The sequence below is a fragment of the Nocardia huaxiensis genome, from assembly GCF_013744875.1.
Taxonomy (GTDB): Bacteria; Actinomycetota; Actinomycetes; order Mycobacteriales; family Mycobacteriaceae; genus Nocardia; species Nocardia huaxiensis.
Window position 1 is genome coordinate 8312232 of sequence record NZ_CP059399.1, and the last position, 15731, is coordinate 8327962.

Annotated in this window: 15 protein-coding genes; all 15 read right to left on the reverse strand. The window is 65.0% G+C overall.

Annotated elements, in window-relative coordinates; genetic code table 11:
- Positions 1-3 precede the first annotated feature (3 nt).
- Positions 4-3036, reverse strand: a complete 3033-nt coding sequence (locus H0264_RS38060; protein WP_181582021.1) for an EndoU domain-containing protein — start codon at positions 3034-3036, stop codon at positions 4-6.
- A 108-nt stretch (positions 3037-3144) separates the two neighbouring features.
- Positions 3145-3351, reverse strand: coding sequence for a hypothetical protein (locus H0264_RS38065; protein ID WP_181582022.1), 207 nt, complete (start codon positions 3349-3351; stop codon positions 3145-3147).
- A 9-nt stretch (positions 3352-3360) separates the two neighbouring features.
- Positions 3361-4119, reverse strand: coding sequence for a peptidoglycan recognition protein family protein (locus H0264_RS38070; protein WP_220139922.1), 759 nt, complete (start codon positions 4117-4119; stop codon positions 3361-3363).
- Positions 4120-4137: 18 nt separating this feature from the next.
- A complete protein-coding gene (locus H0264_RS38075) occupies positions 4138-4569 on the reverse strand; it encodes a hypothetical protein (protein ID WP_181582023.1) in 432 nt (143 codons plus the stop codon).
- 33 nt (positions 4570-4602) lie between these two features.
- On the reverse strand, positions 4603-5007 hold the full coding sequence (locus H0264_RS38080) for a hypothetical protein (RefSeq protein ID WP_181582024.1): 405 nt from the start codon (positions 5005-5007) through the stop codon (positions 4603-4605).
- A gap of 47 nt (positions 5008-5054) precedes the next feature.
- Complete coding sequence (locus H0264_RS38085) at positions 5055-6347, reverse strand: hypothetical protein (protein WP_181582025.1); 1293 nt, start codon at positions 6345-6347, stop codon at positions 5055-5057.
- 22 nt (positions 6348-6369) lie between these two features.
- The gene (locus H0264_RS38090; protein ID WP_181582026.1) at positions 6370-6645 is read right to left on the reverse strand and encodes a hypothetical protein; all 276 of its coding nucleotides are present in this window, start codon (positions 6643-6645) and stop codon (positions 6370-6372) included.
- Between the two features lie 81 nt (positions 6646-6726).
- On the reverse strand, positions 6727-7770 hold the full coding sequence (locus tag H0264_RS38095) for a hypothetical protein (protein WP_181582027.1): 1044 nt from the start codon (positions 7768-7770) through the stop codon (positions 6727-6729).
- The gene (locus H0264_RS38100) at positions 7767-8843 is read right to left on the reverse strand and encodes a hypothetical protein (protein WP_181582028.1); all 1077 of its coding nucleotides are present in this window, start codon (positions 8841-8843) and stop codon (positions 7767-7769) included. The genes H0264_RS38095 and H0264_RS38100 overlap by 4 nt, the downstream gene beginning before the upstream one ends.
- Before the next feature lie 6 nt (positions 8844-8849).
- The gene (locus tag H0264_RS38105; protein ID WP_181582029.1) at positions 8850-9890 is read right to left on the reverse strand and encodes a hypothetical protein; all 1041 of its coding nucleotides are present in this window, start codon (positions 9888-9890) and stop codon (positions 8850-8852) included.
- A 25-nt stretch (positions 9891-9915) separates the two neighbouring features.
- A complete protein-coding gene (locus H0264_RS38110) occupies positions 9916-11526 on the reverse strand; it encodes a Gp37-like protein (RefSeq protein WP_231083681.1) in 1611 nt (536 codons plus the stop codon).
- Positions 11526-12422, reverse strand: a complete 897-nt coding sequence (locus H0264_RS38115; RefSeq protein ID WP_220139923.1) for a phage tail protein — start codon at positions 12420-12422, stop codon at positions 11526-11528. The genes H0264_RS38110 and H0264_RS38115 overlap by 1 nt, the downstream gene beginning before the upstream one ends.
- Positions 12419-14896 carry a hypothetical protein gene (locus H0264_RS38120; RefSeq protein ID WP_181582030.1) on the reverse strand — a complete coding sequence of 826 codons (2478 nt, stop codon included), beginning with the start codon at positions 14894-14896 and terminating at the stop codon, positions 12419-12421. Before H0264_RS38120 ends, H0264_RS38115 begins: the two co-directional genes overlap by 4 nt.
- Before the next feature lie 60 nt (positions 14897-14956).
- Positions 14957-15211, reverse strand: a complete 255-nt coding sequence (locus H0264_RS38125) for a DUF5361 domain-containing protein (RefSeq protein ID WP_181582031.1) — start codon at positions 15209-15211, stop codon at positions 14957-14959.
- A 119-nt stretch (positions 15212-15330) separates the two neighbouring features.
- On the reverse strand, positions 15331-15621 hold the full coding sequence (locus H0264_RS38130; protein ID WP_181582032.1) for a hypothetical protein: 291 nt from the start codon (positions 15619-15621) through the stop codon (positions 15331-15333).
- Positions 15622-15731 lie beyond the last annotated feature (110 nt).

The window sequence follows — 15731 nt, forward strand, 5'->3', positions numbered from 1 at the left end:
GATTCATCCTCCAGGAAAGAAGGTCGACAGCTTGCCTCTTGCAAGCAGACCAACAACTCTTACACCTTTGTAAACAACCTTGACCTTGCCACGCTTCGGCGTCGCCTCCAAAAGAAGGCGACCGGCCTCAACTACATCCTGCACCGTCCAGCCCCGAGGGAAGAAGGTATGGGTGATACCCGCCTTTTCCAGCCATTGGCCAGTTCCATCGCGCATGGTCACCTTCGCATTGACTGCGCCATCTGGGCGGGTTCGGAGTGTGCGAGGCATGATCGCACGGTCGGGCATGGCCTCGTCCAGCAGATGCCAGCCTTGTGGCATAGCGCCTTTTACCTCACCGAATAGAACATGCTCCAATGCCTCACCAGGTACCCCCGAGCGCTGAGCCAGTTGATCGGCGACCTCAGTTCGCAATCCCGGCGGCACACTTGACGCGGGACGCTCGCCCAGAATGAGGGCCTCCGCGATCCCACCGGGGTCCTCCGGGTCAAAACGACCGCTCCCATGACCGCCCGGCCCTTTACCTGGGGGACCGGAGGTGCCGGAACCGCCCGAACCACGCGGGTTTCCCGCACCTCCAACATTCGCCGGAGAACCGGCCGAACCGCGCGGCATACCCGCTCCGCCGGCACCATTTGGAGTGCTCGCCCTGACAACCTGCCCTCCGGAACGGCTGACCGCCGTCACCGCTTGACGGTCGGCGGCTGCGATCATCGTGGTCACCTCAGCCTCGAAGATGACCTTCCTAACCTGCGCGGCGATACTCGCGTCTGTACGCACCAAGCTGTTGGTGCGGGCCGCAGCCGGAACCTGGGTGGGCATGTGCGGTGCCGGTGCGCCGACCTGTCCGAGACGAGGGAACATCGTGTGCGAGCTCGCAGCGGAAACGGCTGGGCCACTTTTCAATCCGCGCATGATGGCGGGGGGCACGGTGGTTGCCTCACGCGCATGCGGCCAGAAAGCGATCGAACGCGGCTGTCCCGCAATACCTTTCGACGTTGCTGGTACCGCGGGCTTCGGCGCCGCCGGCAACGCTACGGCCGGTGCGGCGGAACCGGGCACCATTCGCGTCGGGAGAGATCCGACTGGTGGAGTTGCCGCGGATTGGAAGAAGTCGCCGACTCGGATCCTGGGAGCTGCCCTGAGTGCCCCGATGGCACCGCTGATTGCCCGGCCGGCGATACTCGGGCCCACTATCAACGCGACATCGAGAGCCGTGCGCCACAAGTGGTCGCCGATGGTCAGCATTTCGCCGGGTCGGGTTGCCCACCACATATGGTTTGCGTCGCCGACGAGAAGACCGCGGTCACCCGCCACCTTGTAGTATTTGTAGTTGTTCGGCGCACCCGCAGGAACCGGTATTTCCTTATAGTCGTACAGGGTGGAATCTGCCCACTGGACTTTCCTGTCCCGCACAGAACCATCTGCATAATCTCGATTGCTTGTATGCGCTATACCCGTACCGACGTCCGGCGGCAGAATAAACTCTCCAGATTTTGTGAACCGGAGAATGACACCGTCGACGAAAACCATCTTGTTGCCGTCGAGGTCTGTGATCTGCCCATCAGGGTGCCGGTCGAAAACGAGCGTCTGACCCAGTTTCTCCAGCGGTATGGATACGCGTTCGACCTGATTCGGACCCGCGAACGATGCCATGACGAGGTTGTTCTTTCCGTCATGGACTATGGTGACCAGAGCATTCGGATCGGCATTCAGAGAATCCAGAACCTTGATCAACTGCGCTCTCGCAAAAAGCCCCGGATCATCCTTCAATTTGTCGGGGCTCATTGTCGTATACTTGGATGTGAAATACTTGTTGAAGTCGTCTCTGGCCTTCGAGCGGGCATCCGCCAAAGACATGCCGACAATTCTCTGGTCGGGATTGGCAGAAGAGAAGGAGAGCAGGTCGCCATTCCGCGCGAACTCTTCGGTCGCGATCGTATTTCCGGACGAATCGAGCATCGTGTAGAGGCTCTTTCCATCGGCGCCGGGTGAAATTTCCCAGCGACCGCGATCGTCGAGCTCGTACCCGTAACCGTTGCTGTCCAGCTCGCGGACCACCCATGGCGTACTGAATTCCGGGTTTCCCGGGCGGTATGCCTTGGTAGCAGAGCCACCCGGCGTGATCGTGGTCTCGTGATAGGTGACGCCGTCAGGTTGCTTCTCTACGACTGTGCGTACCGGTGTCCCATCCGGACTCACGCCGTCGGTGACCCAGTTGCCTTTGCCGTCTCCGATCGTTACCGAGGTAGCGCCGGTCGCCGGATCGCCACCGGGCGGCACCGTGTAGGTGGTCTGGTTGGTGCCGCCCGCGGGAATGAACGTGAATGAATGCGAACCATCAGGGAAGGCAGTCCAGACGTACGTGCCGTCCGCCTCGGCCCTGGCGCGAACCTCGACCGGCCCGTTCTCGGTCTGCACCGTGCTGTCGATCGTTTGCCCGCCACTGCCGACAACGACCTCGCTCGTCGTGTTCGGGGCGCTCTGCCAGGGCTGACCTTCGGCGGGAACCGCCACCGGGGCTGGCGCCGGAACCACCGGCTGCGCCTGCTGACCTGGCGAAGCGGGAATTGGACCGTCCTGCTTCGGTTTCTGGTCGACCGGCTGCACTTCCGGCATATTCGGTTGAGCCGGAGCCGGAGCCGGATTCGGCTGCGATGGCAACGGTCCGTCGATCGGCTTGGCAACCTGTGGTTGCTGGTGCGTCGATGGTTGAGTCGGGGGTGCAGGCAATGGATCCTGTGCGGGTACTGGCTCGCTCGGGGCGGCCGGGATGCCGTCGTAGTACATGGACGGACCGCTGACAGGAGATGCCTGGCGCGAGATTTCGGAGACGCCGGCCCTCAGGGATTGGACGTTGCGGACTCGCGCGTACGTCTGCACCACAGACGCTGCGGTCTGTCCGTCGTGATTGATGATTTGACCGCCTGCTGCGGAATTGCCTTCTACGCCATCTGGTTTCAGACTGGACAGCCATCCGCCCTGCCTAGAAACCCAGGCGGGTGCGGCAAGTTTCTCGGTCGGAGAACTCGGCATTGGACCTCGTCCGCCTTTCGAATCCGGGCATAAAAAATCCCCATCCCGGTGCGGGATGGGGATCTGGAACGGGTGCCGACGACTGAGGTCAGCGGGTGACGTTGCGTATTACGACTTCTTGGAAAGTGCTCTGGCGCTTTCCTTCATGCGAATCCCTTTGTTGATGCGGGCGATACGCATGGCAGTGGTCCTGTCACCTACGTTGTTGAAGGTGTAGGTGTTGCCGCCCTTGCCAGCACGGACCGAGGCGTTGGAGGATGCAGCGGGTTTTCCGGGGCTCCAGGCGGGAACCGGCTGTGATCTCGTGGTGGCCATGGTGGACCCCTATCGCTCCAGGCGGGCGAGGCGGGTGCGGATGTCGGCCAGGGCGTCGACCACGGTGAGGTTGTCCAGTTGCGGCCAGCCGGCGTATTCGCCTGTGTCGCGCTGGGATTGGCCGCAGAGCTGTTCGCGGATGTCCTTCACGTCACTGCCGATCGGGCCGCAGAAACCGGCGATGAAATCTTGGATTTGTTTGACTTCTGCTGCGCTCATGGGTGCGTCCTCTTCGTCGATGAGGGCCTGGACATCGCGGCGGAAGGCGGCCATGTCGATGCCGGCGGGGTCGATCTTGCCTTCGGTGCTGTATTCGCGGTGGGCGACGCAGTCGGCGGCGGTGCGGTCGAGGCGGCGCAGGATGGCCGCGCAGCCGCGTTTGTAGGCGTCGAGTTGTGCTGGGGTCCAGTCGGTTCCGTCTCCTCGGGAGACGGCCTCGATGCCGATGGTGTGGTAGTTGGCGTTGTTGGCAGGCCAGCCGGGCCAGGAGCCGCGGCCGGCGTGCCAGCAGACGCCGGCGGCGATGACACGGTAGGTGCCGTCTCGTTCCAGGACCAGCTGGGCCAGTGGGCCTTCGAGGTCTGGGCGTCCGTACTGGACTATTCGCCAGTCGTTTTCGCCGCCGCCCGCGGTGTGGTGGCAGAGCACGCCGCGGATGTCGGCGAAGTCGCCGTGGCCGCGGGCGCGCCAGCCCTCGTGTTCGATGACTCGCAGGCCCGCTTCGCGCAGGATGTCCGCGAGCCAGATGGGGTCACCTGTCCATGACATGGTGAAACCTCCTGCGGTTCAGCTGATTCGGACGAAGGTGCCGGTTCCGGCCTGGATGGTCGATTCCCAGCCGGAGAACGAGGCGGTGCACTGGGCCTGGACGGTGATGAGGTCGCCGTCCTTGAGATCCGCTGTGCCGGAGATGATCAGGACACCCGAGGTGCCGCTCACCGGCCCCGACGTCGCGACCTGCACCCCGTTGACCATCAGTTGGGCCTGCTGGGACGGGTTGCTGGAGCCGCCGGCGAAGGTCACGTTCGCGACCAGTGAGGCACCGGCTTTCGCGCCCTGAACCTTGAGGGCATTACCGACGAGCACCGAACCGGGATATCCGGCGGTGTCGGCGGTCCAGTCGGGGACCTCGGTCATGGCGGCGGTCATTTTTCGGGTGCCGTTCTTGGTCATTCCCGAGGCCAGGAAGTACTGGCCGCTGATGAACAGGTGCGGCATCAGGCGTTCCTTTCGGTGGTGGGCGACGAATGATCAGGTGATGCGGACATAGGCGGCGGCACCGGCGGCGATGGTCGGGTTCTGGGAGGCGAACGACCACTCACCCTGCACCTGCAGGGTGAGGACATCGCCGGTTGCCACCGTGTACGTGCCGGATGCAGTCACCGTTGTCGTGACCACCTCGGGGCAGGTCTTCGCGACTCCGGTGACGGCCACGGTGGTGTTGTTGACCATCAGCCGCAGCGTGACATCGGAATCGAGGGTCGCGTGCCCGGTGAACGGCACCGACGCCTCCACGGTGGCACCGACCTTGCCGTTCTGGACGACCAGCCCGTCCCCGGACACCGCCGACCCCGGGTACTGCGGGTCGGCGATCCATCCGGTGATGGTCTTCCAGGAGGTGTCCATGCCCGCCCAGGCGGTGTTGTCCTTCTTCATCACCGAAGGTCCGAGAGATTCTCCGCCGCCGATGAACAGAAGGGACATCAGGCAGTCACGCCCTTCAGGCTCGCCTGGAGTCCCTTGCCCGCCGGATTGTCCGCAGTGGTGACATGGACGGTGATTCGTTCGCCCGCCGCGAAAGACCAAGGGCCACCGGCGGTTACCGTCGTATCGAGGGCGTGGTTGGCGGCGGCGATGGTGGCGGCGGTGCCCGCGATCGCCGTGCCGTTTCGCCGCAGCTCGACAACGAGGTTGCCGGTCCCCGCGGTCTCGCCGCGGTAGGTGATCGAACTGATGGTGAGGTTGCGCTCGATGCGCAGGCCCTCGGGCATCACATTTCCGGGACCGGTCGCCCGATTTCCGGTGTGCGACTTGAACGCGATGTCGTAGACCTGCCCTGCGGCCGTCGGTGTACGAGCGTCGGTCAGGCGCGCGTCAGAGGTGGCGACGGCGGCGAGGGTGGTGCGCGCGGCGGCGGCATCGGATGCGGTCAGCAGCGCGCGGCCGGTCGCGGTCGAATCGGAAATCCCTGCGGCCGTGTGTGTATGGGCTGTCGGGGTACGCGCGTCCGAGAGGCGCGGATCGTCGCCCGCGACGGCGGTGGTGGCCGTGCTGCCGATGGTCGGCGCGAACGTTGTGGGCTTACCGGTGATGCCGGTCCAGTCGGTGGTGCCGGCGGGCCCACGAATGACGATGCCCTGACCATTGGGCGTCCATCCACCGGCCGTTGCGCGGTAAACATAAAGCAGGCCATCGGCTTTCACAACGTACTGCGCACCGTCGGCCGCGGTCGCGGGCAGCTGCGCGTAGGTGGCGGCCTGGCCGTCGATCTGCAGCCCGGCGCCACGCTCACCGCGCACAACCGCATTGCCGGGAGTGGCGGGCACGGGCGAGACGAGGGTGAGATCGACCAGGCCGGTCGACCCGGCATCGGGATTGGCCGGGTCCGGACCGGCGATGTATTCCGGGACCGCGAAACTGAACGGCTCCAATGGAATCGGCTGACCGTCGAAGTTGAGGTCGAAGGACACCCGCCAGGTCCAATCCTTCGGATTGGTGTCGTTGCCAGGCGCTACGAGCCGGATGCCGCGCTTGCCGCGCCACGTCAGATAGCCGAACTCGTCGAGCTCGCACACGTAGTGCTCGGGCAGCTGCACGTAGGTGGCGGGTGCCGGTTGTGCGCCTGCGACAAGGATTTTCGGGGCGTCCGCGGTGAAAGTGACAGTGCCTGCGAGCGGCGGGAACTCGGGCAGGTCATCGATGTCGGGGCCGTCGGCGGTGTTCGCGAGATAGCGTCCGACGACCTTGCCGTACTTCAGCGGGGGCAGATCAGCCATGGATCAATGCCTTTCGTAGAGATCAGGATGCAGCGGGCGCGGGAGGGAGCTGCACGGTGAACGTCTGGCCGGCCGTGACCGCGAAGCTGGTGCTCGCGGTCAGGCTCACGGCCTGCGCATCGTTGGCGGGGCCGGTGGCGACCACCGCCCCTTCGACGATGATCCGGATGTTCGGGTCGGGTTCGGCCGGCGACGGATCGGGGGCGGGAGCGGCGCCGGGGTATCCGGAACGCTCGGTGGCCCAGTACGGCGTTGTTCCGGAGTCGTCCGGTGCGGTGGAGTCGGGGGGAAACGACACGGGGTATCCGCCCGTATTCGGCGATGTCATCGCGGGATCACGTCCTTTTCGGGGTGATGGAATGCGATCGGGCGCGGTCGATCAGATCGGGAGCGCTCGGACCTGCAGGTAGGAGTAGTTGTCGCGAACGGTGTAGGTGCCGTCGCCTTCGGTCCGCCGGACCACCACGTAGAGGGTGATGGTCTGATTCGCGGGGACGATGCCCTGGGCCGAACCCGGCTGCATGGGATCCCGGAACGTGGGGGTGATGGTCACATAGCCCATGCGGGCGACCCGGTGCCCCCATCCGTATCCGACCATTTCACCGTCCGGACCGCCGATCCGCACCTCGACATCACACTTGGTCGGTTCCGAGGAGATGATCGCGACGCCTTCCACCCACGGACGCCAGGCCGCGGGCTGCGCCGGGATCGTCAGCACCGCAATGACTTTCAGCGGCTCTTTGAGATCCTGAGCCGAGAGGAACTGATCGGCCCCGATCACCCACGGCCCGTGCGGTCGCGGGTTGGACACGGGCCGGAACTTTTGCGCCGCGGCATTCCAGGCGAGAATGTGATCGTCGCCGAGCGGTTGTGTGCTGTCGATCAGTACGTCGGCGGAGTCCTGGATGCGGCCGGCCGCACCCGCGTCACCGGTGTCCCCGGTCTCACCGCGGGGAATGGTCAGTTCGAGGTGCTGTCCGGGCGCTGTGCCCGTGATCCGGGCACTGGCAGCCGATCCGGCCGCAGCTGCGACCGCCGATGCGGTCAGAGCATTCGGTGCTCCCCGGCGGCCCTTCGCTTTGAAGGCGTCTTCGAAAGCGATGAACTCCATTCCGGTCCAGTAGTAGATCGCATTGGCCGCGACCACACGCCAGGCCTTGCGGGCATCCGCGGTGGTGAGATTGAGCGCGGTCAATGCCGTCACGTCGGCGACGTCACCCTGCCACACCCACGGCCAGGCCGGATCGCCTTCTGCCCCAATGGGTCCGGCCGGTCCCTCGCGCAGCTCGATCAGCGCCTCGCGGTCGACGATGTCGAAAGGGTTCACCGTGTACGGAAGTCCGACCGAATCGGCCACACCGCGCATGGTGATCATGACGTCGTCGGCGTAAACGACTGTGTTCTCATTGTTTTCGATGGTCACGATGCCTCCACCGGCCGGGCCTGGCACAGGAGATACGAGCTCCCCATGGCGTAGTCATAGTTGGCGCTGCCCGCGTTGCGGCGCAGGACGAGGACCAGCGTCACGGGCTGGCCGGCCGGCACCACACCCACGGTGGAGGCCGGAGTCAGCCCGCGAGTCCCGTAGAAGGGCTGGATCCGGGCGCGAGTGTAGGCGCCGCTCGGGAATCCCGCGCCGAGACCGACGTAGGCCCCCGAATCCGAGCCGATGCGAACCTCGGCGTCGACCCTGGTGGTGAATTCATTCCAGTTCTCGACGGTGCGGATCATCACGCCACCGGTGACGATCGGCCGCCACGCGGCGTCCTGAGCAGGAATACGCAGTTGTGCAATGATTTTGGTGGCAGAGGAGATATTCGATTCGCTCGGCGCGAATGCGGTGCCGCCATCCCACGCCTTGTTCTCCACCACCGACCACGGACCGCGCAGTCCTGGGTAGGCGCGCGGCTTCCACTTCCCGGCTGCGGCATCCCACACCGGCACTGCCCGATCCTGGTGTGGACCATCCGCGTAGTCGGGCGCCTGCCGGATGGGACCCGGCCCGCCCGGCTCGCCCTTGCGGCCTTTGATGCCGCGCGGAACGGTCAGGTTCAACGTCAGGTTCGGTGCGGTACCGGTGACAGTGACCTGCAGTTCCGAGCCCACCGGGCCGGTTTCGACGGTGCCGATGGTTACGGTGCACGTTTCCCCGTCCGGTCCGGCGGCACCGAACGCCTCTGTGAAGGAATCGAATCCGGTTCCGTTCCAGTACACCAGCGCACCGGTGGCGCGGACCCGCCACGCCTTGCCCGCGTGCGCGAGCGTCAGCCTGCCCGCCAGGGCGGTCAGCGCGGCCTGGTCGGCGATATCGCCCTCCCAGCGGAAGGGCCGAGCCGCCTCTCCGGCGGGGCCGGCGGGACCGGTGACGCCGGTCATCAGCTCCAGCGCCCCGTCGCGCGGCGTGCCCTGCATGGACTGCAGGACACCGCGAGTACCGATTCCCTCATCGATACCGCGAATCAGTGTTGATGCGAAATATTCGCCTACGGTTGACATCTCACCTCATTCGACGGGTTCGGCAAATACGACCAGCGAGGCGCCGGAATTGTGGAGCCCGATCTTCGCGCCGCCACCATTGGTGCGCTCCACCCCGACAACGAGATTCGCCGTCTGTCCCGCGGGGACCACGGCGAAATCCGAGCTCGGCGACAGCGCTCGGGTCGAGGCACCGTCGCGATAGCACGGTAGGAGTGGCATATAGAGCCAGGCCCCGGCCGAGGCAGCGGTGGTGGCGACAATCGCGCCCTGCGAATTGGTTAGGCGCACAGTCACTTCCGCGGCCTGCTGACCGCTGACCTCCGAATAGGCGTAGAAGTGGCCGTACACCAGTGGCCGCCAGGCGAAAGGCTGCGCGGGAATGGTGAAGGTACCGCCCTCGAGCCGGCTCGCCGCGACGACCTGTTCGCCATTGAAATCTTCCTGGAACCAGGACCACGGCCCGGTGCCCAATGGTGCGGGCGCGGACCGGAACTTCCGGTTGGCCCGGTCATACGAGAAGACACCGCCGTGCGACGGGCCTCGCGTCACTTCGTAATCGGGCGAGTCGGTGATCCGGCCCGACGCACCGGCGGGACCCTTCGGTCCTCGAAGACCTGCGGGCACAGTCACTTTCACGGTCTGCGCGGCGCCCGAGCCGTCGAGGTCGACCGCCGGTTCGGTCAGGTTGTCCTTGTGGACGGCCGGGGCGACGGTGAACGAGTTCGGCGTGGCGATCGGCCCGCGCGGGCCCACCGCGGCCGGTGAATGCTGCCAGGCCGTCCCGGTCCAGACATCCATGCCGTCGTCGTCGAGCCGATGCCACCACGAGCCACGGTCCTCGGCGCCCAAACCGGTCGGCCGGGCGGCCGCATTCGGGATCTCGCCGATCTTCTTGAAAGTGGTGCGGGGACGGCCACGCCGCCCCTGTTCGCCTGCCGGTCCGGCGGGAAGTTCCAGGTCGGCGATCTCGTCGGCGAGCTCGACGGTCGCGGTCAGAATGGGAACCCCGGTCGTGTCGAGCTCACGCCGGGCGGTGAGGCGGGCGGGAAAACTGGTATCCGCCATAGTTTTTCACTCCTCGATAGGCGAGTCAGAAGATAAGCAGATCCAGGTCTGCGCCGACGTCGGTGGCCAAATCCTTGATGGCAGAGGCGAATCGGCCGAGTCGCTGCCACGCTTTGACGACCGAGTCCTCTTCGTCGGAGCCGTCGCCGACGGTGATCTGCCAGACGGCCGGGGTCTGGCGATCGTCGGTGAAGGTCAGTTCGGTCACGTAGTCGGTGAAAACGTGTGGGCCGACCGCGAATCCGATCTGATCGCCGAGGCCGTAGTCGCGGCCGAGCAGGTAGGGGGCGTTGTCCTCGATGGTCACCTTGTGGCTGGTGTAGCCGCGGGTCAGGTGCAGGCCCTGCCGGGCGGCGACCAGGCCGTCGAGGTTGAACGCCTTGTCACTGCCGGTGATGTACAGCTCGCGGAAGGCGTAGGGACCGGCGCGACGGGCGCGCTCCATGTCCCGGTAGACCATCCAGGCGAGGAACACGTCGTTGAGCTGGCCTCGGTAGAGCCAGCCCAGGCCGATGAGCGACAGCAGGCCCTTGATGACCACTTCGATGCCGGCGTTCACCCAGCCGGGCGAACGGCCGCCGACGATGATGTCGGTGGCGGTCGGCTTGTGCAGGGCGATTTCGGATGCGCCGATACCGGAGTATTCGCCTTCGAAGTACCACACCCACGGGAAGTTCTGGGTGGTGCCGAACTTGCCTTCCTGCCCGTACACGGCCTCGTATTCGGTGGTGGAGTTGAAGTTCGGGTACCGCTTCGGCGTGGTGCCGTCATCGGCGAATTCCTCGAACCACGACTGGATTCCGTCCAGCAGCGTGCCGGTACTACCGGTAACGCCGGACTTGTCGACGGTCTCCAGGACGACGGTGGGCTTCTCCAGGAAGAAGTACTCCGGCGCGGGCTGCGCGTCCTCACCCGGGAGGAAGAACCGCGCGGTGAGCATCACCCCGGAGTCCTCCAGCATGGGTTGGAACAGCTTGTCCGCCATATCGAATCGTGCGGAGGCCGCGCTCCATCGACTGGTGTCGTGCAGTGGATCGACCGGAACCACGGCGACCGGGAACAGGGAGCTTCCGGCATTCCACTTCGGGGTGTTCTCGCCGTCCTCAGGAGCCCAGCCCGGCGCCTGCAAACGCATCAGATTCATCGTCAGGTAGGTCGTCACCAGGGTGCGGACCGGCCCGAAAAGGATGTGATGCCTGGGGAACTGCGCCAGCACCGGCGCGAAGGGCGAAGCCCAGCAGCAGATGGTGGCGATGTGGTTCCACGCGTGAATGGCTTCGATGTCGACGGTTTCGACGCCGTTCTCATCCCGGACGATCGAGGCTTTGGTGATGTATCCGTCCCACCGGAATCCCTTGGTATTCACCGTGATCGGGATGGTGGCGTCTTCGCCGTCCTCATTGTTGAACAGGTGGTCGAAGTGCACCATGTCCCGCGGGCAGATCATTTTCAGACCGCCGGCCGCATTGCGCGGATAGGTGAACTCGAGCGAGAGGTAGCTGTGCTCCTCCCCCACCTCTTCCATGAATTTGTTCCAATACCGAACCAGCACATCGGGATTGCGCGCCCGCTCCTGATCGTCCAGGAACAGCTCGTCCATCCGCCGCACTTCTTCGTGCGGATCCCACGCGCTCATCAGAACGGCCTCGAGGATCGCGGCGTCACCGTGGCGACAATGCTGGAGGCGGTGCTACCGCCCTCCACCCTGACCCTGATCTCGGTCGAACTCCACGGCGCCATCGACTGCAACCACCGCCGGCCCGCCAGCTGCGCCCACACATTGACCGGCTTCGACGTGCCATCACTGTTGAACACGGTCGCCGTGCGATGCCGCGGATGCGTATCGATCCGCAGCGTCTGCGTGGCGCTGAGCATCGGCGTCTGCACCATCCGCGACTGACTGCCGTCGACCGGATCCAGAATCGACCACCGCCCCGGCCCGTTCATCGTGTACCGCGGCCACACCGGCTGATCAGCCGCATTCCGCACCCGCAGCACACCTTCACCGACCGCGGTCGTATTGGTCCACGTCTGGTTCTCGTCGAAGTGATGCTCCAGCGGATCCATGGCCGTGGCCGACATCTTGTACGCCGCCATGGCATTTCGCGCCGGATCGATATCCCCGACAGGTTCCGGCGCACCATCCAACTGCGCCTTCTGGAACCGCCAGCCTTGATGCCGCGTGTAATACCCGACAGTCACCGGCTTATCAGTCGACCACCCCCGGAACCACGCATCATGCACAGCGTGGAAATCCCGAATCGGGTCCACCCCAGCGCCTTTCGCGGCACCGTCGATGACGATCAGGAAATCCCATTCCTTCTTCGACCGCACCGACCGAATGAAGGTCGCGCCGTCCTGCCGCGCCCCCTCCGAAACCAGCAGCTGCACCGGCGCGAACATGAACCCGGTCTGCTGCGCCAACCGCACGCCCTCCCGCCCAGAATTCACCCCGGACAGATGCCAGACGCGCCCGTTGACATCCCACACCACGACTTTCGTGCCGTGGGTTTCCAAAAGTTGATGGGTCATCGCCCGAAACCTCCTCCGCGTTGCTGCGCCACAGCCCGGCGCCGGCGCACCCGCTCAGTCGCGATCGACGCGCGCTTCGGGTCCATGCCGTTGAAGTTGTAGATATCGCCCCGAACGGTGTGCCCGCCCGGACCATCCGCCAGATCGGTCAGACCGAAACCGGTTCCGACCAGCTCCTTGACGGTGTTTCCGGCCCATTCGATGGGGCGGGTGAACAGCTCGCCCACCGAGCTGCCGATGAAGGAACCCAGCACGGAGCCGATCGCCGGACCGAGCGGCCCCACGAACGGCGCAATCGCCGTACCGATCGCTGAGCCGACAACGCTGCCCGCTGTTGATGCCGCGCCGGAGATCGCACCGGTGATTCCGCCGAGCAGACCGTGCTGTTGCAAGCCCGTGATCGCGGACGAGAACGCACTGACCCCGATCTGTTGCTCGTTGCTCAACGCGGTCGCCGACGAGGAGCCCGAGGTGCCAGTGGGATTCCACTCGAGATCGGGAAAGAGCTTCTGCAGCCAGGCGCCGAGCGTGTTGGTCCACGTCTTGCTCGGATCAGCGTCGCTGTACGCCTGTCCGAGCGGAGTCAGCAGCTGCTGGGCCAGATTCCCAAGGGTGTCCGGCGCTGAATCACCCAGGATCGGCTTGAGCATGTTGCCGACATTGGTGCCCCAATCCTTGGCGGCGAGCGACACCAGATCGGTGAAGTTGCCTTCATTCGGGTTGTAGATATGGCCGGGACTCCCGAGTTCTTGTGCACCGGTTCCGCCGGTCCCGTTGAGCCAGCCCAGTCCCTTGGACGTATCCACCCAGCGCTGCGTGGAACCGGGCTTGTCTTCGACGAGGGCGCCTATCTGCATGTCCTTCGGGAAGCCGGTCAAGTCCACGTTCGGCTCGGGTGTCATATACACCCACGCGCCGTTCGTGCTGCCGTCCTCCTTGGGCGGAATATATTGCCAATGCGCGGTTTTCGTATCGTCCGCAGCGAGCCCGTTCGTAGCAGACGGACCCGCCTTCGTCACGATCGTGCTGGGATCAACGGTGCTGCCGGAAGTCGGGTCCGGAGCGGATCCGTCACCCGAATCCACTGGCATGCCACCGGTCACCGACGGAATACCCTCGCCGCCAGTCGTTCCCGAGCCGCCACCGGTTCCCGCACCGAGGCCCATCGCCGACTGTCCGCCGAGCTCGGCCTGCAGGGTCATCGAGGTGGACAATTCACCACCGAACCGCGAACCGATCAATCGGCCCAGTTGCTCGCCGATTTCGGGTGCCATTCCACCAGCAGGACCGAGCATTCGCCCGACCACGTCACCGAGAAATGCGCCCACACGGCCGCCGGCTGCCGTTGCGGCACTGGTGATCCCTGAGCCCAACGCTGCTCCGAGAGAACCCAGCTCGTTGGCACCATTGTCGGCAGTGCCGCTCATGCCGCCGGTCAGGGCGGTAATGGTACCGAGCATTCCGGAAGGAGTGGCCTGCATGGAAGCGGTGAGTGGGAGAGGTGAGTCGGTCGAGGTCTGCGGGCTCTGCACCGACGGAGCGGAGTCACCGCCTGGCCCTCCGGCCAACGGTCCGCCAGGTGCGAACAATGGCGACAAGGCCGAACCCACGGCGGAGCCGGCCCAAGCGCCCGCATCCACTGCGGCAGTGCCGAGAGTCCCCAGCGCATCCGCGACCACACCCTGCCCGAGTAGGCTGCGCCACTCTTCGGGATTAGCCACGGTACTCGGAGCCGCTCCCGCAGAACCGAATCCGTGCAGCATGCCGGTCAGAAACTGCGCCGAGGGCACCCAGCCGGAGTTGAGCAGATCCAGCAGCGGCATGATGTTCTTCGCCGCAGCGGCTTTGATCATGTACTCGCCGGGAGACGCCGCCACCAGAACTTGGTCTCCGGTGGAGCTTCCCGATCCCGTGATCAAGCCATCGGGAAGGAGCGCCTTCGGCTCGAGGCTGATCGGTCCACCGTAGGCCCGCCTGATGGGGATGGGAGCATCTTCGGATGCCGAATCACCCTGGCCGAGAACAGTTTCCACGATGTTCGCGTCCACAGAACCGGACCGACTCTTCCGTTTGCCCGGATTGAGCAGCGTGGTCTTGGAACTGATTTTGAGAATCCGCGTTTCGGTCTCGGTGTCTGCCGGTTCCGTAACACCACGCAGCAGGTTCAGGGCTTCGGAGGCCATCCGGCTGGTGAAGAAGCTCGGGACGTGCCCGAGCACTTCCTCGAAGGCGCGCGTGAGCGCACCGAACGGACCCGACCGTCCGACAATGGCATTGGGCGCGATCGCACCATCGTCGGAGACGAGAATGGGATCCTCGTCAGGCAGGGTGATGAGCGACGTTCCCGCTGTGGGCCCGTCTTCCCACACCGCTCCGCTGGGAAGTGCGATCTTCTTCCCGGCTCCCGGCCGCCCGCTGGTCGTCATCGCAAGAATGTCCGGCAGTGTCATTGCCGGTGGGCGTTGCTTGTCCACAATTCACATCCACTTTCTGGGCTGACTGTTCGCGTGCCCCGGCCACCGGCGATGGACGTGTCAGCTCCAGCCGAGGAACTCGTTCATCTGGTTGACACCCATTGCGGTGCCGACCCGCTCGCGATTGGACTCGAGTCCTGGCCGCGCGATCTGTTCGGGCCGGTTGCGCCCGTTCCTGGCGTCATCGGTCTTCGACCACACCAGCCAGCGCAAACAGTCGGCCATTTCCGCGAGTAGGTACTGGTCCAACTGCCACCGGGCGGCCTCCGGATGCATGGAGCGCTGGAAGGCCGAATCCGGCGGCAGGAACTTCACAATGGCCTTGAGATCACCCCAGCTCAGCGTTTCCCCGCCGAGCTGTCGCAGTCTGAGACCGCGGGTGATCAGGTCGTATTCGATTGCCTCGCAATGCTCTTCGATCAGAGCATCGAGGCCTAGGATTCCCCCAGGCTGATACCCGAGTGCGCGCGCCAGGCCTCCAGCATCTCGTGGTAGGCGTCCGGATCCATATCGTCCAGGGCCGCAAGCGCTTCGGGGGTGACAGCCATCTCCAGCAGCGTGTACATCGCGTCCACATCACCCAGCCGTCGGATCCGGCGCACCAGACCCGGCTTCAGGTAGGTCAGCGACGGCAACTGGATTTCGACGCCGTTCACCTGGTAGACGAAGTCTTCCTTCACCTTGGCGGGAGTGACGATCGTGAGGGGAGCTTTCGGGGAAGTCATTGTTACGCAGACCCTTTCGAAGAGTTGGTGATCGATTGCATTCGCAGGCGTTGCCGAGGACAAAAGGCCCAACGGCGGCGGGCGGGCCTGCGCATAGGATTGAGATCCCG

Excerpts from the sequence above, each read along its gene's own strand:
- H0264_RS38060 (WP_181582021.1), bottom strand. The coding sequence starts at position 3,036 with ATGCCGAGTTCTCCGACCGAGAAACTTGCCGCACCCGCCTGGGTTTCT.
- H0264_RS38065 (WP_181582022.1), bottom strand. The coding sequence starts at position 3,351 with ATGGCCACCACGAGATCACAGCCGGTTCCCGCCTGGAGCCCCGGAAAA.
- H0264_RS38070 (WP_220139922.1), bottom strand. The coding sequence starts at position 4,119 with ATGTCATGGACAGGTGACCCCATCTGGCTCGCGGACATCCTGCGCGAA.
- H0264_RS38075 (WP_181582023.1), bottom strand. The coding sequence starts at position 4,569 with ATGCCGCACCTGTTCATCAGCGGCCAGTACTTCCTGGCCTCGGGAATG.
- H0264_RS38080 (WP_181582024.1), bottom strand. The coding sequence starts at position 5,007 with ATGAAGAAGGACAACACCGCCTGGGCGGGCATGGACACCTCCTGGAAG.
- H0264_RS38085 (WP_181582025.1), bottom strand. The coding sequence starts at position 6,347 with ATGGCTGATCTGCCCCCGCTGAAGTACGGCAAGGTCGTCGGACGCTAT.
- H0264_RS38100 (WP_181582028.1), bottom strand. The coding sequence starts at position 8,843 with ATGTCAACCGTAGGCGAATATTTCGCATCAACACTGATTCGCGGTATC.
- H0264_RS38105 (WP_181582029.1), bottom strand. The coding sequence starts at position 9,890 with ATGGCGGATACCAGTTTTCCCGCCCGCCTCACCGCCCGGCGTGAGCTC.
- H0264_RS38110 (WP_231083681.1), bottom strand. The coding sequence starts at position 11,526 with ATGAGCGCGTGGGATCCGCACGAAGAAGTGCGGCGGATGGACGAGCTG.
- H0264_RS38115 (WP_220139923.1), bottom strand. The coding sequence starts at position 12,422 with ATGACCCATCAACTTTTGGAAACCCACGGCACGAAAGTCGTGGTGTGG.
- H0264_RS38130 (WP_181582032.1), bottom strand. The coding sequence starts at position 15,621 with ATGACTTCCCCGAAAGCTCCCCTCACGATCGTCACTCCCGCCAAGGTG.